Annotated in this window: 16 protein-coding genes; 10 read left to right on the top strand and 6 right to left on the bottom strand. The window is 65.1% G+C overall.

The genetic code is table 11. The annotated features are described in order from the left end of the window. The first annotated feature begins 79 nt into the window (after positions 1-79). Both macA and B2Y33_RS16220 read left to right on the top strand, forming a co-directional pair. The gene (macA, locus tag B2Y33_RS16225; RefSeq protein ID WP_206406011.1) at positions 80-1237 is read left to right on the top strand and encodes a macrolide transporter subunit MacA; all 1158 of its coding nucleotides are present in this window, start codon (positions 80-82) and stop codon (positions 1235-1237) included. A gap of 2 nt (positions 1238-1239) precedes the next feature. Next, the gene (locus B2Y33_RS16220; RefSeq protein WP_288633131.1) at positions 1240-3243 is read left to right on the top strand and encodes a MacB family efflux pump subunit; all 2004 of its coding nucleotides are present in this window, start codon (positions 1240-1242) and stop codon (positions 3241-3243) included. Positions 3244-3271: 28 nt separating this feature from the next. Here B2Y33_RS16220 and B2Y33_RS16215 read toward each other — a convergent pair whose 3' ends face one another. Then, positions 3272-3895, bottom strand: coding sequence for a helix-turn-helix transcriptional regulator (locus B2Y33_RS16215; protein ID WP_241194941.1), 624 nt, complete (start codon positions 3893-3895; stop codon positions 3272-3274). A gap of 212 nt (positions 3896-4107) precedes the next feature. On the opposite strand from B2Y33_RS16215, the gene hisN reads away from it, so the two are divergent. Together hisN and B2Y33_RS16205 are read left to right on the top strand one after the other, a co-directional pair. Beyond that, positions 4108-4899: a histidinol-phosphatase gene (gene hisN / locus B2Y33_RS16210; protein ID WP_027915634.1), complete on the top strand. Its 792-nt coding sequence runs from the start codon at positions 4108-4110 to the stop codon at positions 4897-4899. A gap of 113 nt (positions 4900-5012) precedes the next feature. Continuing rightward, entirely contained in the window at positions 5013-5744 is a 732-nt protein-coding gene (locus B2Y33_RS16205; protein ID WP_028687501.1) for a hypothetical protein, read from the top strand. On the opposite strand, the gene B2Y33_RS16200 is transcribed toward B2Y33_RS16205, so the two are convergent. Then, entirely contained in the window at positions 5695-6639 is a 945-nt protein-coding gene (locus B2Y33_RS16200) for an alpha/beta hydrolase (RefSeq protein ID WP_206406028.1), read from the bottom strand. The genes B2Y33_RS16205 and B2Y33_RS16200 overlap by 50 nt on opposite strands. A 223-nt stretch (positions 6640-6862) precedes the next feature. On the opposite strand from B2Y33_RS16200, the gene B2Y33_RS16195 reads away from it, so the two are divergent. The 4 genes from B2Y33_RS16195 (at position 6863) to aldA (ending at position 12453) form a co-directional block, all read left to right on the top strand. Then, positions 6863-7936, top strand: coding sequence for a metal-dependent hydrolase (locus B2Y33_RS16195; RefSeq protein WP_028687503.1), 1074 nt, complete (start codon positions 6863-6865; stop codon positions 7934-7936). 6 nt (positions 7937-7942) lie between these two features. Next, complete coding sequence (locus B2Y33_RS16190; RefSeq protein ID WP_206406012.1) at positions 7943-8647, top strand: TraX family protein; 705 nt, start codon at positions 7943-7945, stop codon at positions 8645-8647. A gap of 196 nt (positions 8648-8843) precedes the next feature. Beyond that, positions 8844-11012 carry a PQQ-dependent dehydrogenase, methanol/ethanol family gene (locus B2Y33_RS16185; protein ID WP_206406013.1) on the top strand — a complete coding sequence of 723 codons (2169 nt, stop codon included), beginning with the start codon at positions 8844-8846 and terminating at the stop codon, positions 11010-11012. Between the two features lie 7 nt (positions 11013-11019). Next, positions 11020-12453, top strand: coding sequence for an aldehyde dehydrogenase (aldA, locus tag B2Y33_RS16180; RefSeq protein WP_088523660.1), 1434 nt, complete (start codon positions 11020-11022; stop codon positions 12451-12453). A 43-nt stretch (positions 12454-12496) separates the two neighbouring features. Here the strand turns inward: aldA and B2Y33_RS16175 are convergent, their stop codons facing one another. The 3 genes from B2Y33_RS16175 to B2Y33_RS16165 form a co-directional block, all read right to left on the bottom strand. Next, a complete protein-coding gene (locus B2Y33_RS16175; RefSeq protein WP_206406014.1) occupies positions 12497-14413 on the bottom strand; it encodes a sigma-54-dependent Fis family transcriptional regulator in 1917 nt (638 codons plus the stop codon). Between the two features lie 84 nt (positions 14414-14497). Next, the gene (locus tag B2Y33_RS16170; protein WP_028687508.1) at positions 14498-16018 is read right to left on the bottom strand and encodes an FAD-dependent oxidoreductase; all 1521 of its coding nucleotides are present in this window, start codon (positions 16016-16018) and stop codon (positions 14498-14500) included. A gap of 162 nt (positions 16019-16180) precedes the next feature. Beyond that, entirely contained in the window at positions 16181-17509 is a 1329-nt protein-coding gene (locus B2Y33_RS16165; protein WP_027915625.1) for an MFS transporter, read from the bottom strand. A gap of 161 nt (positions 17510-17670) precedes the next feature. Between B2Y33_RS16165 and B2Y33_RS16160 the strand changes: the two genes are divergently transcribed. Together B2Y33_RS16160 and B2Y33_RS16155 are read left to right on the top strand one after the other, a co-directional pair. Further along, positions 17671-18768, top strand: coding sequence for a sugar diacid recognition domain-containing protein (locus B2Y33_RS16160; RefSeq protein WP_028687509.1), 1098 nt, complete (start codon positions 17671-17673; stop codon positions 18766-18768). Between the two features lie 132 nt (positions 18769-18900). Then, the gene (locus B2Y33_RS16155) at positions 18901-20040 is read left to right on the top strand and encodes a glycerate kinase (RefSeq protein ID WP_110606521.1); all 1140 of its coding nucleotides are present in this window, start codon (positions 18901-18903) and stop codon (positions 20038-20040) included. Positions 20041-20058: 18 nt separating this feature from the next. Here B2Y33_RS16155 and B2Y33_RS16150 read toward each other — a convergent pair whose 3' ends face one another. Then, a complete protein-coding gene (locus B2Y33_RS16150) occupies positions 20059-21045 on the bottom strand; it encodes a site-specific integrase (protein WP_206406015.1) in 987 nt (328 codons plus the stop codon). Between the last annotated feature and the right edge of the window lie 40 nt (positions 21046-21085).

The following is a 21085-nucleotide window of genomic DNA, read 5'->3' as shown; positions in this document are numbered from 1 at the left end:
TTACCTGGCGGCCGGTGGGCGAGCCCGCCGCTGCCAGGTGTCGGTGCAGTCTTGTCAAACAAAGGAATTACGCGTGTCCATGGACAAAACCAAACTGCGCAAATGGGGCATCGGGCTGGGCATTGCCGTGGTAGCGGGCATTGGCCTGTATGCGGTCCAGGCCCCGGCCAAGGCACCGCAGTACATCACCGCCCAGGTCGAGCGTGCCGACATCGAGAATGCGGTACTGGCCACCGGCGTGCTCGAAGGGATCAAACAGGTGGATGTGGGCGCCCAGGTTTCCGGTCAGCTGAAATCGCTCAAGGTGAAGCTGGGCGACAAGGTCACCGAAGGCCAGTGGCTGGCCGAGATAGACGCGCTGGTGCTGCGCAACACCCTGCGCCAAGCGGAGGTGGACGAGCAGAAACTGCAGGCCCAACGGCGCTCGACCCTGGCCCAGCTCAAGCAGGCCAAAGGGGTCTATGAACGCTATCGAGAACTGCAAATCGATGCCTCGGTCTCGCGTCAGGAATATGAAAAGGCCGAGGCCGACTATCAGGTCCAGCAGGCTGCCGTGGGCTCGCTCGATGCGCAGATCCGCAGCGCTCAGGTGGAAATTGACACGGCCCGGGTCAACCTGGGCTATACCCGCATCAACGCGCCGATCACAGGCCACGTGGTGGGCATCGTTACCCAGGAAGGGCAGACGGTGATCGCCAACCAGCTGGCCCCGGTGCTGCTCAAGCTGGCTAACCTGGACACCATGACCGTCAAGGCGCAGGTCTCGGAAGCGGATGTGATTCACATCACGCCGGGCCAGGCGGTGTATTTCACCATCCTGGGGGAAGACAAACGCTACTACGCCAAGCTGCGCGGCACCGAGCCTGCCCCACAGCACTACGCCCAGAGCAGCGACAAGGCAGAGGGCGGGGCCGGCAAGCCAACTGGCGCGGTGTTCTACAACGCCCTGTTCGAGGTGCCCAACCCGGACCACCGCCTGCGCATCGCCATGACTGCGCAAGTGCACATCGTGCTCGATACCGCGCAAAAGGTTCTGACCGTGCCGGTGGCGGCACTGGGTGGGCGCGAGGCGGACGGCCGCTTCGCCGTGCGGGTGCTCGACGACAAGGGCTTCGCCGAGCAGCGCAAGGTGGTGGTGGGGATCAACAATAACGTTCGGGTACAGATCGAGCAGGGCCTCGACGAAGGTGACCGGGTGGTGATTGGCGAGCCGATTACCGGCGATTCGGGAGCCTGAGCATGAACATGAACGTGCAACCCACCGCCCCCCTGTGCCAGGCAACGGGGCAGGGCGAACCCTTGCTTTGCCTGGAGGGCGTTACCCGCAGCTTCCAGGCCGGCGAGCGGGCCTTTCTCGCGCTCAAGGGCATCGACCTGCAGATTCACCGTGGTGAACTGGTCGCTATCATCGGCGCATCGGGCTCTGGCAAATCCACGCTGATGAACATCCTGGGCTGCCTGGACAATGCCAGCACTGGCAGTTACAAGGTCGATGGCCAGCAAACCCGGGACCTTGACGTCGATGCCCTGGCCGCCCTGCGTCGCGATCACTTCGGGTTCATTTTCCAGCGCTACCACCTGCTGCCGCACCTGGACGCCCTGCACAACGTCGAGATCCCCGCCGTGTACGCCGGCATGGACCTGCAATGGCGCCATGAACGCGCCCAGACGCTGCTGAGCCGGCTTGGGCTTGGCGAGCACTTGCACCACCGTCCCAGCCAGCTGTCGGGAGGCCAGCAGCAACGGGTGAGCATATGCCGGGCATTGATCAATGGAGGGCAGGTGATCCTGGCGGACGAACCCACAGGCGCACTGGACAGCGCCAGCGGCAAGGAGGTCATGAAGATTCTGCTGGAGCTGCACGCCTCGGGTCACACCGTGATCCTCGTCACCCATGACCCGCACGTGGCCGCGCACGCCGAGCGCATCATCGAAGTCAGCGACGGCCAGATCGTCAGCGATCGGCGCAAGGTTGCTGACACGGTGCCTGCACGGGCCGTGGCGCCGACGCCGGCACGCAAGCGGGGACATCGCCTGTTGGCAAGCCTGGGCATGTTCCGCGAGGCGTTCAAGATGGCCTGGCTGGCCTTGGTGTCACACCGCATGCGCACCTTGCTGACCATGCTCGGGATCATCATCGGTATCACTTCGGTGGTGTCGATTTCAGCCATCGGCGAAGGGGCCAAGGGGTACGTACTCAAGGACATCCAGGCCATCGGCAGCAACACCATCGATGTGTATTCGGGGAGCAACTTCGGCGACAGCCGGGCCAGGAACTTTGAAACGTTGGTGCCGGCGGATGTGGCGGCGCTCAACGCCTTGTACTACGTCGACAGCGCAACCCCTGTGATCGGCCAGGGCACGCTGGTGCGCTATCGCAACCTGGACGTGGATGTGCAGCTCAATGGCGTCAGCGAGCACTACTTTCAGGTGCGCAACATCCCACTGGCAGCGGGCATCGTGTTCAGCGCCGATGATGCGCGGCGCCAGGCCCAGGTCGTGGTCATCGACCATAACACCCGCGAGCGCCTGTTCGGCCCGACCACCAACCCCCTTGGGCAGGTGATCCTGGTCGGTAATCTGCCCTGTACCGTGATCGGTGTGACGGCGCGCAACAAGAACCTGTTCGTGGCCAGCAACCAACTGAACATCTGGGTGCCGTACGAGACGGCTGCCGGACGGGTGCTGGGACAGCGTCACCTGGACAGCATCAGCGTGCGGATCAAGGACGGGGTGCCCAGCAAGCGGGTCGAGGAGGAGGTCAGCCGTGTACTGCTGCAGCGTCACGGCAGCAAGGACTTCTTCACCAACAACCTGGACAGCATCATGCAGACCGTACAGAAGACCAGTCGATCCCTGACCTTGCTGCTGTCGCTGATCGCGGTGATCTCGCTGGTGGTGGGCGGCATAGGGGTGATGAACATCATGCTGGTGTCGGTGACCGAACGTACCCGTGAAATCGGCATACGCATGGCCGTTGGTGCCCGTCAGGCCGACATCCGCCAGCAGTTTCTGGTGGAAGCGGTCATGGTCTGCCTGTTGGGCGGGGTCGTGGGCGTGGGGTTGTCCTACGCGGTGGGCTACCTGTTCGAGCTGTTCGTCAAGCAATGGGAAATGGTGTTCTCCCCAGCCTCGATCGTGATGGCGTTCGCCTGCTCGACCTTGATCGGTGTGGTGTTCGGCTTCGTGCCGGCGCGCAATGCGGCTCGCCTGGACCCCATCGAAGCACTGGCACGGGACTGAACCACCTGCGATGCCGGTCGACCGATGCCTAGGCGTGCATCCAGCGCATCAGCGAATGCCGCCCGCCGATGCCCAGCTTGATCACGGCCCGGCGCAGGTAACTTTCGACAGTGTTCACGCGCAGGCCAAGCCGGTCGGCCTGCTCGGGGGCCGTTTGACCGGCCAGCAACCCTAGGCAGACCTGGCGCTCGCGTTCGGAAAGCTTGAGGCCTGTTTGGGCCAGGCGTTCGACGAACCGCTGCTCCAGGCTGTCGTGGCTGTTGCGCGGCACGGTGGGTTGCAGGGCACGCAGGTGTTTCTCCAGCATCGGCAGCACCAGGGGCGTGATGGCTTCGAGCCTGTTGCGCTCCAGGGGGGAGAAGCCATAGGTGGTGTCGGCGCGCAGTACGCGAATCTCGACCCGCGCGTCACTGGCGCGGATACGGTGCAGGCGCGAAGGGTCATCCGAGGCGGTGGCCGTGGCTTGATCGCACGAGAACACGGTTTCGTCGAGCACGGTGGTTTCGCTAGGTGAGCGTGGCAGCTGGCGGATCTGCGTGGCGTCGATGCACAGGTGAGCCTGAATCAGGTCATGCAGCAGGCGGGGAAACTGACGGCTGCCGGTGCTGGCAATGATCTTGCCGATCTGCGGATAGATGGAATTGATGCTCATCGAATCGTCCTTGAGGCCAGGGCACAAGCCCGGCTGTAGTGCAAGCCCTCATCCTGGGCCTGCATCGGTGCGTGAGGGGTATGCTAGTACAACGAGCAAGCCTTGGCTAAATCCAGCCTGGATGATGCCATATTGATATCTCCTACGGACGCCATGCCGATCAGCGGGTTTGCTATCATGCCGCCTCCCTGACTAGCACAAGGCCCATTTTCATGCCCCTGAGCGCTGAACAGATTGCCGAGTTCCGTGGATTTGCCGAGCAGTTGGCCGATGCTGCGAGCGCTGCCATCACGCCTTACTTTCGTGCAAGCCTGGAGGTCGAGGACAAAGGCGGCCGGTTGTACGACCCGGTGACCGTGGCCGACAAGGCGGCCGAGGACGCGATGCGCGAGCGGATCCAGGCGCGCTACCCAGACCATGGCATCCTTGGTGAAGAGGCGGGCGTGGCCGTGGGCAGCAGCCCGTTGACCTGGGTGCTCGACCCGATCGACGGCACCCGCGCCTTCATCACCGGCCTGCCGTTGTGGGGCACGTTGATCGCGCTCAACGACGGTGCCCGGCCTGTGGTGGGGGTGATGAACCAACCTTTTACCGGCGAACGGTTCATCGGCACGCCCGAAGGTGCCTGGTCGGGCACGCGAGCGCTAAAGACCCGCGCCTGCAAAGCGCTGGCAGCGGCCACCTTGATGTGCACCACCCCTGACATGTTCGATACGCCTGCGCGCAAGGCTGCGTTCGAGCACGTGGCCAGCCAGGCACGGCTGATGCGCTACGGTGGGGATTGCTACGCCTATTGCATGCTGGCCTCGGGCTTTGTGGATGTCATCGTCGAAGCCAGCTTGCAGCCCTATGACGTGCAGGCACTCATGCCCATCATCGAGGGCGCGGGCGGCGTGATCACGGCCTGGGACGGCAGCAGCGCTCAGCAAGGCGGCTGCGTGGTGGCCTGCGGTGATCCGGACCTGCATGCCCAGGTCGTTGAGCTGCTGCGCGGCGCGATGTAGTTCAGGTAGCTACACCTGCTGGCGCATGCTGCACTTTTTTGGCTTTCGGGGCTCTATGCTAGGCCCAGGCTGCCGCGATCCCCGCGGCGGCCGCCGAAAACGAACCGGTGCCGATGGTAGTGTGCAGTTGCTCCACGATAGTTCGCCTGCTGTTGGCAGGCATCTTGGCCAGCTTGTGCGCCTGCACTCAGCAGCAGGGGCGAGACATCGTCAACCAGCTGGGCGAAGGCAAGCCCAGCGAGCTGTTCCAGACCAGTGTGGACCGCCTGGCGACCTTGTCGATGCGCGACAACCTGCAAAGCCTCTACCTGCTGATGAACAAGCTGTACCTGCGCAATCCCAACCAGTTGCAACGCTCGGGCTACCTGGACGCGGCCACGGCCGAGCGCCAGATCCGCCTGGCCATCGAACAGCGCCAACCCCTGGCGCAACTGGGCAATCGCCGCGACCTGGCTGCCTTGAGCTATGCCTTGAGCCCAGAATTTCGCGGTGATCGAGTGGGTGCGTTCATCTACGCCATCGGCAGTATGCTGATCACCGCCCACGGCGGACGCACCGCGTTCTACATGACCGACACCCTCGACCCGTTGTTCATCAACAACGCCGCGCGCAACATCGAGAAAGCCACCTGGATGCTGAGCCAGCGGCAGGACGCCAACGGTGTGCTGTTGCTGTTCTCCAACGAGATTTCGGAGGAGGGCAGCAACCTGAGTTTTGCCGTGGAATTTGGCAAGGTGGTGGCCCGCCTGGACTTGCTGGCCGAGCTGCTCGACGAGCGCTACCGCCGTATCGGCCTCAATTATGCGCAAAGCCTGCTGTTGATGAATTTCCTGCCGGTACAGTGACCTGCCGCGCCTGGAACAGGGCCTGTATCGCCTTGCGATAACGCTGCCCGGCCAGGCTCATGCTGTTGTTGTGTGTCGCACCTGGCACCAGCAACAGCGTCTTGGGTTCACGCGCGGCCTCGAACAGCTGCTGGCTGAAACGCGAGGGCACGTAGCGGTCGTCCAGGCCATGGACCAGCAGCACCGGCAGGTCGATATCGCCAATTTTGCCCAGTGAATCGAACTTCTGCGACAGCAGCCAGCGCACCGGCAGCGATGTATTGGCGACCACGCCTGCCACATCGCCCAACGAGGTGAACGTGGACTCCAGGATCAGCCCTCGCGCCGGGGCAGGGGTGCGCGTGTCTCGGGCTTCACGGGCGAGCGTGCGCGCCAGGTCGACCGCTACGGCGCCCCCCAGGGAGTGCCCGTAGATCAGACGTTTGCTCGCATCAGGTTGCAGTTGGGCGAAACGCTCCCAAGCCACGCGAGCGTCCTCGTACACGGTGGCTTCGGAAGGCAAGTCCCCTCGGCTGCGGCCAAAGCCGCGGTAGTCCACCGCCAGCACCGCATAGCCCATGGCGTGCAGCTGTTCGATGCGAAACAGCTGGCCGGTAAGGTTCCAGCGCACACCGTGCAGGTAAAGGATGGCCGGGGCATCGGCGCGTCTGGCCGGCCACCACCAGGCATGCAGGCTCTGGTTATCGGCGAAAGTGCGCGGGCGCAGGTCCAGCTCCTGGACACCGCCGGGCAGGCCATGAAACCAACCGGCCTGGCCTGGCTCGATGCGAAATACCAGCTCGCGTTCCTTGTGCTGCAAGACCGAGCAGCCGGCCGGCAGGGCGAGCACCAAGGCGGCGGCGCACAGCCAGGTGAACCAGCGACGGCGTAGGGCGCAGAGCAACCGGGTAGACATACGGATGTTGGGGATCTCGGAAAGGGTCAAGGCTCGGGAAAGTACAAGCAACGTGGCGTAGTTCTATCAAATGCTGCAGCTCAGATGTAAGAAATATTACCAGCCGGCGGACCAGCTTTTTTGCAAGCTGTTTCCAGCGCGGGCCTGCGCACCGTCCGCCGATTGCGCAAGCGCCCCGCAAGCAGGTAGCGTGGCCCAACACCCTCCTGACGAAGGCTTTGATTTGGACTCGATAACCCAAGCTGTTCTTGGCGCTGCGTTGCAAGGCACACTGTTGGGGCGCATTCAGGGCCGTAGGGCCCTGGTCTACGGCGCTGCGTTGGCCACACTGCCGGACTTGGACGTGATCATCCGTTATGCCGACCCGGTCTCGCAGATGACCTACCACCGCGGCTTTTCCCATTCAGTGTTCGTGCTGACCGCGCTGGCAGCGCTTCTGGCGTGGCTGGTGAACAGGACCTGGCCGGACAAAGGCTACACGCTGCCCCGGTTGTTCCTGACATTCTGGCTGGTGTTGGTGACCCACCCCGTGCTGGACGCGTTCACCGTGTACGGCACCCAGTTGCTGTGGCCCTTGCACGTGACCCCGCAAAGCTGGGCGGCCGTGTTCATCATCGATCCGGTGTATACCGTGCCGCTGCTGGTGGCGGTGGCGTACGCCGCCGTGCGCGGCACCCACGCCCGGGCGGTACGGTTCATGGCCGTTGCGCTGGGCTTGAGCACCGCTTACCTGGGCTTAGGCCTGGCTAGCCGTACCCTGGCCGAACACCGTTTCCAGGCCGCGCTCGATGCCAAGGGCGTGACCGTGAACGAGGTTCGGGCAGTGCCCATGGCGTTCAACAGTCTGGTCTGGCGGGTATTGGCCAAGGCGCCGGACGGCGTCTATTACGAAGGGGTCAGTAGCCTGTTGGACCGCGAGTCGCCGGAGATGCTGCGCCTGAACCGCAACCTGCCTCTGGCCCAGGTGCTGGCAAACGATCCGCTGCACCAGCGGCTGCGCTGGTTCACCGACGACTGGCTGCGCTACGACCAGGTCGGCGACCGGCTGGTGGTGACCGACCTGCGCATGGGTACGCCGGGCAACTACACGTTCCGCTTCGACATGGCCCGGCAGGGCGAGCAGGGCCGCTGGCAGGTGCAGCAACCGGCCGTGCACACAGCCAGCGGGCCGCGCGACCTGTTCGACGGGCAGGCGCTGGGGTTGATCTGGCGCCGCATCGTCTTCCAGCAGCCCCCGCTACCCTTGGCCGCCTGGACGGCGCGCATTGCAGCGCCTGGACAAGGGCAGGGGGAGTAGCGCCCAGTGCGCTCAGCCGGGCTGGACCTGGTCAAATGGCTCGCAATGCTGGCGATGCTCGCCGACCACCTACGCTTCGTCTGGCCGCAGGCCCACGGCCTGTTCGTGGTTGGCCGACTGGCGTTTCCGCTCTTTTGCCTGGCCATGGCCATGAACGTGGTGCGGCGCGAGCCTGACACGCCGCTCGATCGCCACCATGGGCGGTATCTGGGGCTGATGCTGCTGTTCACCGTGCTGTCCGAGCCTGCCTACCGCTGGCTGGACAGCGGTTCGACCACGTTCAGCGTAATGCCGACGCTGTTGTTGGGCCTGCTGGTGACCTGGAGCGTGCAGCATACCCAGGCAGCCGCGCGGCTGCTGGGGTTGGTCGCGCTGGGCGCGGCTTGGGCTGGCAGCCCGTGCCTGATGTACGGCCTGCCAGGGGTATTGCTGCCCGCCGCCTGCGTACTTGCCTACCGCTGTGGGGGCGCAATGTGGCTTGTGCCGTGCGTGCTGGCGGTGGCCGGCAACTTGACCAACAGCTGGTTGATGACGCACCTGGGCGCCCACTTCACCTGGGTCACCCTAGCGGTTGCCGCCGTGGCCATTGCGGTCGGCAACGGCCTGTTGCACTGCCGATGGCATCGCGTGCCAGCTGTGGGTCGCTGGGCCTATGGTTTTTACCCGCTACACCTTTTGCTGATCAAAGCCTTGAGCACGCTTGGGCTGTGACACACCTGTGCCACGGTTGACCCAGGGTTGACGCAACTGTGTCGAGCATTTGCCCGTATCCAGCCCCTCCCCACTGACGGCTCGAAGGCTCTACTGCGGTATCTGCGGCCGTCAGCCGGCCGTTTGGCACAGCCGTTGCTCTTGTTTGGACTGACGCTCGTCGCAGCGTCGCCATAACAAGAACGGAGAACAGTGCATGAATCGATCAGGCCCCCAACGCCTTGCACGCGGCTGCTTGGCCCTGGCTCTCAGCTGGACACCCCTGGCCTTCGCCGCCGGTGTCGATGGGCAACGCATCATTGATGCGGACAAAGAGCCCGGCAACTGGATGAGCCATGGCCGCACGTACGACGAGCAACGCTTCAGCCCCCTCAAGACCATCGACCAGAGCAACGTGGGCCAGCTGGGGCTGGCGTGGAGCTACAAGCTCGACCTGGACCGCGGCGTGGAGGCGACCCCCATCGTGGTCGATGGGGTGATGTACACCACGGGGCCGTTCTCGGTGGTGTACGCGCTGGATGCGCGCAACGGCCAGCTGCTGTGGAAGTACGATCCGCAGTCCGACCGCAACCGTGCCGGCGAAGCCTGCTGCGATGCGGTCAACAGGGGCGTGGCGGTGTGGCAGGGCAAGGTCTATGTGGGTGTGCTGGACGGTCGCCTGGAGGCCATCGATGCCAAGACCGGCAAGCGGGTCTGGTCGGTCGATACCCGCGCCGATACCAAGCGCAGCTACACCATCACCGGTGCGCCGCGGGTGGTCAACGGCAAGGTGGTGATTGGCAATGGCGGCGCCGAATTCGGCGTACGTGGCTACGTCACCGCCTACGATGCCGAGACCGGGCGCCAGGCATGGCGGTTCTACACCGTACCGGGCGATCCGAAGCTGCCGCCTGAGGATAAAGCCATGCAGATCGCCAGCAAGACCTGGCACGGGGATGCCTATGTCGAGTGGGGCGGCGGCGGCACCGCCTGGGATTCCTTTGCCTACGATCCGCAGCTGAACCTGCTGTACATCGGCGTGGGCAACGGCGCGATGTGGGACCCCAAATGGCGCAGCCAGGCCAAGGGCGACAACCTGTTCCTGTCCTCGATCGTGGCGGTGAACGCCGATACCGGCGAGTACGCCTGGCACTACCAGACCACGCCCGGCGACGCCTGGGACTTCACGGCCACCCAGCACATGATCCTGGCCGAGCTGCCCATCGACGGCAAGCCGCGCAAGGTGCTGATGCAAGCGCCCAAGAATGGCTTCTTCTACGTGCTGGACCGGGAAACCGGCGAGTTGCTGTCGGCCAAGAACATCGTGCCGGTGAACTGGGCCAAAGGCATCGACATGAAGACCGGCCGGCCCATCGTCGACGACGAGGCAGCGGCCTACTGGAAGGACGGCAAGCGCAAGCTGGTGACCCCGGCGTTCTGGGGGTCACACGACTGGCACCCGATGTCGTACAACCCGCAGACGGGGCTGGTGTACATCCCGGCCCACATCATGTCGGCCTACTATGAACACGTGCCAGAAGCGCCCAAGCGCAACCCGTTCAAGAGCGTCTACCAGTTGGGGCTGCGTACCGGCATGATGCCCGAAGGCGCCGAAGGGCTGCTGGACATGGCCAAGACCTGGTCAGGCAAACTGATTGCCTGGGACCCGGTCAAGCAGGCGCCTGCCTGGGAAGTGCCGTACATCACGATCTTCAATGGTGGCACCTTGAGCACGGCCGGCAACCTGGTGTTCGAAGGCAGCGCCGACGGCCGGGTCATTGCTTATGCCGCCGAAACCGGCAAGAAGCTGTGGGAAGCGCCTGCGGCCAGCGGCGTGATGGCCGCACCGATCACCTATGCCGTCGACGGCGAGCAATACGTCACGTTCATGGCTGGCTGGGGCGGCGCATTTTCCACGTTCGCTGGCGCACTCTCTTTGCGTGCAGGCGTGCAGCCCTATGCACAGGTGCTGACCTACAAGCTGGGCGGCACGGCCAAGCTGCGCGAGCCGGCCCCGCCTGCCGATGCGCCCAAGCCGCCACCTTTGACCGCCAATGCCGAGACGGTCGCTGCAGGCGCTGCGCTGTACGACGGCAACTGCTCCCAGTGCCATGGCATCCATGCTGTCAGCGGCGGGGTCCTGCCCGACCTGCGCAAGCTGGGCGCCGACAAGCACCAGATGTTCCTCGGGATTCTCTACGGCGGCAGGGTGCCCGATGGCATGCCCTCGTTTGCCGACAACCTCAACCCTGAGCAAGTCGAGCAGGTCCATCAATACCTGATCAAGCGTGCTCACGATTTGCAGGAGGAAGGCGAGGTCTGGAAGCGGTTCAGCGCCCGTCCGGCAACCCCTTCATCGCTGGCTGACAATGCCCCACAGGAGTGAAATGCCCATGAACGATTCGGTCTACCAGAACTTCATCGACAACCGGTTCGAACCCGGTGAAGCCCTGCTCGAGGTTCATAACCCGGCCAATGGCCAGTTGCTCGGTCGCGTGCCGGAGTCTTCGCAGGCCCAGGTCGACCAGGCCGTGAGCGCGGCACGCCGGGCTCAGCGCGCCTGGGCAGCCCGGCCTGCGCAGGAACGCGCAGGCTACCTGCGCGCCATCGCGAACCGGATACGGGCCAATGCCGATCAGCTGGCCCGGACCATCACCCTGGAAGGCGGCAAGGTGCCGGCCCTGGCCCAGGTGGAAGTCGGCTTCACGGCCGATTACCTGGACTACATGGCTGAATGGGCGCGACGCCTGGAAGGCGAGGTGTTGACCAGCGACCGTCAGGCCGAACACGTGTTTCTCATGCGCAAGCCCGTGGGCGTGGTGGCAGGCATCCTGCCGTGGAACTTCCCCTTTTTCCTGATCGCCCGCAAGATGGCGCCGGCGCTCATTACCGGCAACACCATCGTGGTCAAGCCGAGTGAGGAAACCCCGATCAACTGCTACGCGTTCGCCCGCCTGGTGGCCGAGACCGGCCTGCCACCCGGGGTGTTCAACGTGGTCGGCGGCACAGGCGCCGCCGTGGGCCACGGCCTGTCCAGTCACCCGGGCGTGGACATGGTCAGTTTCACCGGCAGCGTGGCGACCGGTGCGCGGATCATGGCAGCGGCGGCGCCGAACATCACCAAGCTGAACCTGGAGCTGGGCGGCAAGGCGCCTGCCATCGTGTTGGCCGATGCCGACCTGGACCTGGCAGTCAACGCGATCGTCGCCTCGCGGGTGATCAACACCGGGCAGGTGTGCAACTGCGCAGAGCGTGTTTATGTGGCGCGCCAGGTGGCCGATCGGTTCATCGATCAGGTGGCCCAGGCGATGGCCGCCACACGCTATGGCGACCCATCGACGCAGCAGGACCTGCACATGGGACCGTTGATCAACCGGGCCGGCCTGGACAAGGTGGCGCAGATGGTGCGCACTGCCCAGACCCAAGGCGCGCAGGTGGTCACGGGCGGGCAGGTGGCTGACCTTGGCAGCGGTTTTCACTATCAGCCCACCGTGCTGGCAGGCTGCACGGCCGACATGGAGATCATGCGCAAGGAAATCTTCGGGCCGGTGTTGCCAATTCAGGTGGTGGAGGACCTGGACGAAGCCATTGCCTTGGCCAACGACAGCGAGTACGGGCTGACCTCGTCACTCTACACCCGCGATCTGAACGCCGCGCTCAAGGCGTGCCGGGAAATCGACTTCGGCGAGACCTACATCAACCGCGAAAACTTCGAGGCCATGCAAGGCTTCCACGCCGGGGCCCGCAAGTCGGGCATTGGTGGGGCGGACGGTAAGCACGGGCTCTACGAGTACACGCGCACGCAGGTGGTCTACATCCAGGGTTGAAGCCCAGCCGTGGCCAGTGCCCCGGCGTGGCGGGGCACTGGGCTCAGTTGCCCTGGCGATTCGGTTGCACGATGCCGTGGCGCTTGATCTTGCGGTACAGCGTGGACCGCGAGATGCCAGCGGCCTGGGCGGCGGCACTCATGTTCCACTGGTTGCGCCGCAACAGCGCCAGCAGGTGGTCGGCCTCGGCCTCTTCCACCTGCTGCCCAAGGCGCGGCGTTGCGCAGATCGTCCTGCCTGGTTCGACCTGCGCTTGCTGCAACTCGGCGGGCAGGTCGGCCAGCTCGATGCACCCGTCTTCGGCCAGGGCAGCGCCCTGGCGCAGGGCATTGAGCAGTTGGCGAATATTGCCCGGCCAAGGATAGGCCAGCAGCGCGGCGCGTGCTTGGGCCGAGAGGTGCAGCCCCGGCGCCAAACGTGCTAGAACACCCTCGATCACCTGCGCCCGATCACTGCGTTCGCGCAGCGCCGGCAGGGTGATACGCATGCCGCAGAGTCGGTAGTAGAGGTCCTCTCGGAACTGGTGGGTGGCGATCCTGGCAACCAGGTCCTGATGCGTCGCCGATATCACCTGAATATCCAGCCTTACCGGCGTGGTCGCCCCCAGCGCAACCAGCTCCCGTTCCGCCAGTACCCGTAGCAGGCGGGTTTGCAGATCGGCAGGCATGTCGCCTATTTCATCGAGAAACAGCGTGCCGCCATTGGCCTGTTCCAGCTTGCCTTTCATGCCCTTGCGGTCTGCCCCGGTGAAGCTGCCGGCCCGGTAGCCGAATAGCTCGCTTTCGATCAGCGCTTCTGGAATGGCGGCGCAATTGAGCGCCACGAAAGGCCGGGCGCTTCGGGCGCTTGCCTGGTGCAGGGCGCGAGCGAACGCTTCCTTGCCCGTGCCGGTTTCACCGCTGAGCAGCAGCGCGATGTCCTTGTCCAGCACCTTGCGCAGGCGCGTCACGGCGTGCTGAAGCTGGGGGTCGCCGCCTGCCAGTTGGTCGAGTGTCGGATGCGCGTTGGCAGATGCCGCCGGTGCGGCCGGGGCACAAGCGCGATAAGCGCGCGGCACTCGCAGGCCCACCTCAAGGCCCTTGACCTGGCTGGCATCGTACAATTGCGCGCCCCGAGCACCGCCCTGGGTCAGGGCCAGCAGCTGGTCGATATCGGCGCTTAACACATGCTCGATGCGCAGCCCGAGCAGGGCATGGGGGTTGTTGCTGAATGCGGCCCGGTTGGCACCGACGATACGGCCACCCTCGTCGAGTGCCAGCAGTTGCTCGGCTACCAGGTCCGCATCGCCGTCGCAGGGCTTGACCGCGAGGGTCAGGCAGTCGCGGTAACGCTGGCGAAAGTGTGCGTTTTCGATCAGGCGGGCGTACAGCGTCACCAACTGCAGGGTCAGGTGCTGGGCCTGCTTGGGACCATCGTCATACAAGCAGGTCGCGTTCAGGCAACCGAGCAGGTGGTTGTGGCTGTCGAAGATCGGTGAGACCGAGCAACTGAGCCGGGCATTGCTGGCCAGGAAATGTTCCTGACGGTGAATGGTCAGTGCCTGTTGCGAGGCCAGCGCGGTGCCTATCCCGTTCGTGCCGGCGATGGACTCGTCCCAGCGCGCCCCCACCACCAGCCCGGAACCTGTGAAGCGCCCGGTGTCGGCAGGTAGGCGAGCATCAAGCGTGACCCCTGCCGCATCGCTGAGCAAGACGGCGAAACCTGCATCCGCTACCCGCCGGGCCAAACCACTCACGCCTTGGCTGGCGAGGGTCAGGTAGGCTTGGTGTTGGGCTTGCAGCTGGCGGATTTCGGCGGCGCTGAGGATGTTGTCCGTTGGGTGCACGCTCGGGTCCAGGCGGTGCTGGGTGACGCTGCGGTACCAGGATTCGGCGATCACCGTTTCCGGGACCAAGCCGCGGTGGCCGAAGTGACTGTCGACGAAGGCCGCCAGTTCCGAGGCAGGATTATGAGCGGGCATGGGCGCTCCACAGTTATTGTTATCGAAGGTGAAGATAACCATAGCTGATGGCGCGCTACCAGCCCGGGCGCAGGGCAAGCCTTGTCAGTGGATCAGTTCGAGTGCCTCGGCGGTGGTGAGCGGGCGCTTCATGCGTTGCGACAACTGCATCATGGCTGAGGCGTAACCCTTGGCGACCACGGCCTGCACCTGATCCTCCAGGCATTGCAGTGCAATGAAATCACCGCTCTCCGGCGTGCCAACGAAGGTGATGGCGTCCCACTGTCGGGCGTGGCCCAGCACTTCGAACCGCTGCCCATGGTGATAGGTCCAGAAAAACGGCACGTCGGCGTAGCGGCGTTGCTCGCCCAGCATGTTTGCTGCCGCGATGACGCCGTGCTGCTGCGCCAGCCGCCAGTGCTCAATGCGCACCGGTTGGCCGGCGAGGGGGAAGGTGGCCATGTCACCCACAGCCCACAAGCCTTCGGTCACCTGCATTTCACCGTTGACCGGCACGGAAAGGTCATCGGCCAGCGCTACGCCATTGAGAAAAGCCGTGGCCGGAGCTACCCCCGTTCCCAGCAGCACCACCTGGCAGTGCACTCGCTCGCCGCTGCCGAGCATGACCGCTTCGACCTGACCATCGCCTTCGATCGCCGTCACCTGGGTCGGGCCATGGAACGTGACGCCCTTGCGCGCGTGCAAGGCACGGATCGCCCGCCCGATACGCTCGCCCAGTTGCTTGGCCAGCGGAACTTCATGCCGTCCAATCACGTGGACCTTGGCACCGTATTCGCTTAACGCCGAGGCTGCTTCCAGGCCGATGAAACTGTCGCCCACGATCACAACCGGTTTGCCCGGTTCCACGGCATCGAGCAGTTGCGCAGCGTCCGCGCGCGAACGCAAGGTGAAGACCCCAGGCAGGTCGCGCCCCGGGATATCCGGGCGCTGCGCCTTGGCGCCCGTAGCGAGCAAACAGGCGTCATAGTCGATGCGTTGGCCGTCGGCCAGCAGGAGCTGGCGTTTCTGGGCATTGAGTGAACGGACCTTGGCGTGCCGACGCTCCAGTTGACCGATGCGCAGATCATCAGGCTCCAGCAGCATCGGCACCTCATCCGGGGCCATTTGGCCTGCGAGCACGAATTTGCTCAGGGCCGTGCGGTCGTAGGCCGGCTGGCGCTCCTGGTCGATCCACACCAGGCGGCCATTGAAGCCATGGCGGAGCAAGGTGACCACAGCGGCGCTGCCTGCCGCACCGGCTCCCAGCACCACGAAACACCGCGCATCGCTGTGCCGGGGCGGGCGCGCCCTGGGCAAAGGGCGGTCGTCCACCCACACCTGGTCACCCTTGACCCAGGCCTTGTAGCGGCGCAGGTCGGTCAGGGCAGGGGGCTCGCACACGGCGCCCTCGTCCACGGCGAACGCGGCCTTGTGCCAGGGGCAGATCAGCAAGCCGCCGCAGACGCGGCCCTCGTCCAGCGGCGCTCCTGCATGAGGACAGTTACCCTGAAAAGCACGAACCTGATCACCCTGACGCACGATGATCAGCTCTTCGTTACCGGCTTCCACGCGCAAAGGGGTGTGTTCATCGAGGTCGGCCAGCCGGGCCACGGCGTATTCGGTCATGGTGAATTCTCCAAAGGGGGCCTCTGGAACGGTTCGACGCCGATTTACCCGAACGGGCTGCGTCGAGCTGACGACTGGAGTGCTGTACAGGGAACAAGATGATCAGCCTTCCTTGCACGGGTCTGGATGACCCAATGCAAGGAAGCGCTGTTGACGCGACCGTCAGTCGGCTATGGCAGGCGCCGGCAGACGAGTACGGGTGGCGCGCAGGGCCACCAGGCTACCCAGCACGATCAACGCCGCCAGGGCGTAGAGGGCAGCGTCGGTCGAGCCGGTCTGGTCCTTGATGAACCCGACCAGGTAAGGGCTGAGAAAGCCCGCCATCTGGCCCACCGAGTTGATCAGGGCCAGGCCTGCCACGGCCGCACCTGCGCTAAGCAACGCCGTGGGCATCGGCCAGAACATGGGTAGGCCAGTGAGGGCGCCCATGGTGGCGATGGACAGGCCAAGGATGGCGATCGCCGGGGTGGCCGCGAAATTCACGGCCATCAGCAGGCCCACGGCGCCCATCAGCATTGGCACTACCAAGTGCCAGCGGCGCTCGTTGCGAAGGTCCGCCGAGCGCCCGCACAGGATCATGAAGACTCCGGCCAGCAAGTAGGGAATGGCGCTCAGCCAGCCAATGAGCAAGGGGTTGTCGAAGCCCATGTTCTTGATGATCGAGGGCAGCCAGAAGTTGATGGCGTACACACCGCTCTGGATGCAGAAGTAGATGAAGCCGAAGGTCCAGATCAGTGGGTTGGCCAGCACGGCCAGGACGCTGTCGCCGGTGGTAGGCGGCTTGCTGTCGGCATCGGCCTGCAGGTCGGCGGCAATCAGCCGGCGCTGCTCATCGCTCAGCCAGGTCGCCTTCTGATAGCCATCGCTGAGCAGGAACACCGCCAGCACGCCGAGCGCAACGGTTGGCAGCCCTTGAATCAGGAACATCCATTGCCAGCCGGCAAGGCCATGTTGCCCGGCGGCGAAGTGTTCGAGGATCCAGCCGGAAAACGGGCTGCCCAACAGACCCGAGACCGGGATCGCGGACATGAACAACGCCATGATGCGGCCACGTCGCGCACCGGGGAACCAGCGCGAAAGGTACAGCACCACACCCGGGAAGAAGCCTGCCTCGGCGGCGCCTGTGAGCAGGCGCAGGGCATAGAACTCGGTGGGGGTCGTCACGAACAGCAAGCAGGTGGACAAGCTGCCCCAGGCAATCATCATCAAGGCGATCCAGCGCCGTGGGCCGAAGCGGTTGAGTGCCAGGTTGCTGGGAAGGCCGCACAGGACATAGCCGATGAAGAAGATGCCGGCGCCGAGGCCGTAGACGGTTTCGCTGAATTTGAGCGCGTCGAGCATCTGCAGCTTGGCGAAGCCGACATTGACGCGGTCGAGGTAGTTGAACAGGTAGCAGATGAAAATGAACGGAATCAGCCGCAGGGTGATGCGCCGGTAGAGCGCATTGCGGGTGGTGTCCGTGCCTTGGTCAGGGGCGGGGCTGTGTGCCATGATCGGGTTCTCTGTTGTTATGGTTGTCACCGCGTCGCCTGTTCCGGCGCTCGCTTGAACGAGTCTCGGGGACGGCGGCGTGGCTGTCTTTGTGCTTTTGCACAAGCCATGGGCCTTGCTGCTGTGCCCGAGCCCAACCGCACGCCCTCAAGGACCGTTGAATGTTCGAACTCGACCACGACCTGGCACAGGATATCGTAGACCGTGCCATGGCGATTCTGCCCTGCAACGTCAACGTCATGGACAGCCACGGCCTGATCCTGGGCAGCGGCGAACCAGAGCGCGTCAACACGCGGCACGAAGGCGCCCAGTTGGTGCTTGCCAATGGCCGCATCGTGGAGCTTGACCAGGAAGCGGCACGCTGCCTCAAGGGCGTGCAGCCGGGGGTGAACCTGCCCCTGATGCTCGACGACCGGCTGATGGGCGTGCTGGGCTTGACGGGTGATCCGCAGCAGGTTCGGGTGTATGCCGAGCTGGTGCGCATGACCGCCGAAATGCTGCTGGCCCAGCGTCACCTGCAGGCTGACCAGCAGTGGCGCAAACAGCGCTGCGACGATTTGCTGGCCCTGCTGCTGGGCGGAACCGGCGACGCCTCGCGGCTGCTGGACGAAGCGCGCCAGTTGGGGCTCAAGCCGCAACTACCGCGCATTCCCTGTCTGTTCGAGCTGGCCAGTGGGCCCGACGCCGAGGCGCTGGCAAGCTGGCTGATGAGCCGTTACCCGGACAGTTGGTGCGTCAGCCCAGCGCGCCACTCGCTGCTGTGGTGTCGCCCGGCAGGCGTGGCGCTGGAGGCTGCACGGCTGGTCGAGCGCATAGAGCGGCACGGTTGGGCAGTTGAGCGCTTGGCCATGGGTACTGCCGCGCAGGGCCTTGAGCAGCTGCGCCGCGGCTACCGGCGTGTGCGCGACCTGCTGGCCTATGGGCGTGAGGTGGTGCCCCAGGAACGGCTGCTGAGCTTGCAGCGCTACCGCCTGCCAGCCTTGCTCTGGCGCCATCGCAACGATGAGGCGCTTGACGAACTGCTCGAGCCGTTGCTGCGCATCCAGGCCCGCGACAGCAGCGGGCAATTGCTGGCCACGCTGCGCGCCTGGTGCGCCCACGATGGTCAGAGCCAGGCCTGTGCCGAGGCGCTGGGTATTCACCGCAACAGCCTGCGTTACAGGCTTGAACGTATCGCCGAGCTGGGCGAGGTGGACCCGATGCGCCTGGAAGGCCTGCTTAGTTTGTACCTGGGGCTGCAATTGCTGCCTACCCGATAGCGCGCACTGGCTGGGCAGGGCCGCCGGGCGCTGGCATCTGCCCAAACAATCTGTCGGGCGGTTTGTGCATTTGACCGACGCCGCCTTGCTGGTCAGCTGTCAGCATGCCGCTACCCGGACAGGAGAATCATCATGAAGATCGTCATCGCGCCTGACTCGTTCAAGGACAGCCTCGAGGCGGCCGACGTGGCGCGCGCCATCGCCGCTGGCCTGGCCAAAGCGTTGCCCGACGCCCAGTTGATCGAGTGCCCCATGGCCGACGGTGGCGAAGGCACGATGCAGGCCATTCTCGCCGCCAGCGACGGCGAGCTGCGCCGGCTTACCGTGCGCGGCCCGTTGGGCACGGCTGTTGAGGCAGGCTGGGGCTGGCTGCCCCAGAGCCGCACCGCAATCATCGAAATGGCCCAGGCCAGTGGCCTGCAACAGGTGCCCACCGGGCAGCGCGACGCTTGCCGCAGTTGCACCTGGGGCACCGGCGAGCTGGTTGCCGCGGCGCTCGACGCTGGCGCGCAGCGCGTGGTGCTGGCGATCGGCGGCAGTGCCACCAACGATGCTGGCAGTGGCATGCTGCGCGCCTTGGGCCTGCGTTTGCTGGATGCAGACGATCAACCACTGGCCGAGGGTGGCCTGGCCCTGGGTGACCTGGCGCGGCTCGATGCCAGCCAGCTGGACCCGCGTCTGGCGCACGTGCAGTTCGAAGTGGCGGCCGATGTCGACAACCCGTTGTGCGGCCCACAAGGCGCATCGGCCATATTCGGGCCGCAGAAGGGTGCCAGCGCGCAGCAGGTTCAGGCCTTGGACCAGGCGCTCGGTCACTTCGCCAACCACTGCGCCCGCTTGCTGGGCCAGGATGTGCGCGATTACCCAGGTTGCGGCGCCGCCGGAGGCATGGGCTTTGCGGCCAGGGCCTTCATGGGTGCCCAGTTCCGAGCCGGTGTGGAAGTGGTGGCCGAACTGGCGGGCCTGCAAGCTCATGTCAGGGACGCAGACCTGGTGGTGACCGGGGAAGGCCGCTTCGATGCCCAGACCCTGCGCGGCAAGACGCCGATGGGGGTGGCCCGGGTCGCCAAGCGTCATGGCGTGCCGGTGATCGTGCTGGCGGGCATGCTCGGCGAGGGCTACCAGCAGCTGTATGCTCATGGCGTAGATGCCGCCTTTGCGCTAGTGGATGGGCCCATGACCTTGGACCAGGCGTGCCGCGACACCGCCCGCTTGCTTCAAGCCCGCGCCTGCGACATCGGTCGGCTGTGGGCCTGCCTCAAGCGCGTCTGAGCCAATAAAGGGCGCAGCTCAGGGTGCCAGCACCGGCAGGGGTGTGCTGGGCAACAGGGCCAGGTCACCGAAGCGTTGCGTCGAATCGATGTAACGCAGCGCGGACTTGGCATCCTTCCAGCCCACGTAGCTCATGAGCGACTTGAGCTCCCAGCCATTGGCGCTGGCCCAGGTGGCAAAGCCGCGACGCAGTGAATGACCGGTATACAGCGCTGCTGGCACTTGGGCGCGGGTCAACATGCGCCGCAGCAGGCCCACCAGGCTGTTGCTGTTGAGCGGTTGGTCACCGAGGTTGCCCCAGCGGTCGAGCTTGCGGAACACGGGGCCGTGGGCGATGCCGGCTACCTGCACCCATTGCAGGTAGGCCGTTACCGGGCACAGTGCCTTGAGGGCAGGGGTGCGATGCTGTACGCCCAGTGCCTCGCGGTCGCCTTTACTGCGCGGCACGAACAGCGTGATACCCACGCCCGCTTCGGCCTGGATGTGTTCGACCCGCAAGCGTGCCAGTTCATCGCCGCGAAAGCCACGCCAGAACCCTATCAGCAGCAATGCCGTGTCGCGCCGGGCGCGGCGCAGGCCGGCCACATCGTGGCTTGCCTGTGCTTGGCGGGCCTCTTGCTCGAAGCAGGTCACGGCCGTTTGCAAATGTTGCAGCAACAAGGGTGCTGCCTGCCTGGGCGGGGTGGGATGAAGCGTGCGGATGCCCCGCAGTACCTGGCGCACCACCGGCGCTTTGGTGGGGTCGGGGAAACCTTGGCTGATGTGCCACTGGCTGAGGGCCGCCAGGCGCTGGCGCAGGGTGCTGACCGCATGCTGCTGGGCGTGGTCGGCCAGGTATCGGGCGATGCTTTCGGCGGTGGCCGGTAGAAAACCGCCCCATTGGGTTTCGAAATGATCCACTGCCGCCTGGTAGCTGCGGCGGGTGTTGTCACGCGTGGCGGCGCGCAGGTAGCGCTCGATATCGGTCATGGTGCGGTCGTCGGCGGGTGGGTGCAGTGGTACCACCTTAACCCCTGAGGCCTGTTGGCACCAAGGGTTAGCCAGG

The organism is Pseudomonas sp. UBA5666 (assembly GCF_002420785.1).
In the GTDB taxonomy this organism is placed as follows: Bacteria; Pseudomonadota; Gammaproteobacteria; order Pseudomonadales; family Pseudomonadaceae; genus Aquipseudomonas; species Aquipseudomonas fulva.
The sequence above is the reverse complement of the archived record's forward strand: the minus strand, read 5'-3'. Positions and strand labels throughout refer to the sequence as shown.

What these genes read in the sequence shown, in the direction of transcription:
- macA (WP_206406011.1), top strand. Translation starts at nt 80, where the DNA reads ATGGACAAAACCAAACTGCGCAAATGGGGCATCGGGCTGGGCATTGCC.
- B2Y33_RS16220 (WP_288633131.1), top strand. Translation starts at nt 1,240, where the DNA reads ATGAACATGAACGTGCAACCCACCGCCCCCCTGTGCCAGGCAACGGGG.
- B2Y33_RS16215 (WP_241194941.1), bottom strand. Translation starts at nt 3,895, where the DNA reads ATGAGCATCAATTCCATCTATCCGCAGATCGGCAAGATCATTGCCAGC.
- hisN (WP_027915634.1), top strand. Translation starts at nt 4,108, where the DNA reads ATGCCCCTGAGCGCTGAACAGATTGCCGAGTTCCGTGGATTTGCCGAG.
- B2Y33_RS16205 (WP_028687501.1), top strand. Translation starts at nt 5,013, where the DNA reads ATGGTAGTGTGCAGTTGCTCCACGATAGTTCGCCTGCTGTTGGCAGGC.
- B2Y33_RS16200 (WP_206406028.1), bottom strand. Translation starts at nt 6,639, where the DNA reads ATGTCTACCCGGTTGCTCTGCGCCCTACGCCGTCGCTGGTTCACCTGG.
- B2Y33_RS16185 (WP_206406013.1), top strand. Translation starts at nt 8,844, where the DNA reads ATGAATCGATCAGGCCCCCAACGCCTTGCACGCGGCTGCTTGGCCCTG.
- aldA (WP_088523660.1), top strand. Translation starts at nt 11,020, where the DNA reads ATGAACGATTCGGTCTACCAGAACTTCATCGACAACCGGTTCGAACCC.
- B2Y33_RS16175 (WP_206406014.1), bottom strand. Translation starts at nt 14,413, where the DNA reads ATGCCCGCTCATAATCCTGCCTCGGAACTGGCGGCCTTCGTCGACAGT.
- B2Y33_RS16170 (WP_028687508.1), bottom strand. Translation starts at nt 16,018, where the DNA reads ATGACCGAATACGCCGTGGCCCGGCTGGCCGACCTCGATGAACACACC.
- B2Y33_RS16165 (WP_027915625.1), bottom strand. Translation starts at nt 17,509, where the DNA reads ATGGCACACAGCCCCGCCCCTGACCAAGGCACGGACACCACCCGCAAT.
- B2Y33_RS16160 (WP_028687509.1), top strand. Translation starts at nt 17,671, where the DNA reads ATGTTCGAACTCGACCACGACCTGGCACAGGATATCGTAGACCGTGCC.
- B2Y33_RS16155 (WP_110606521.1), top strand. Translation starts at nt 18,901, where the DNA reads ATGAAGATCGTCATCGCGCCTGACTCGTTCAAGGACAGCCTCGAGGCG.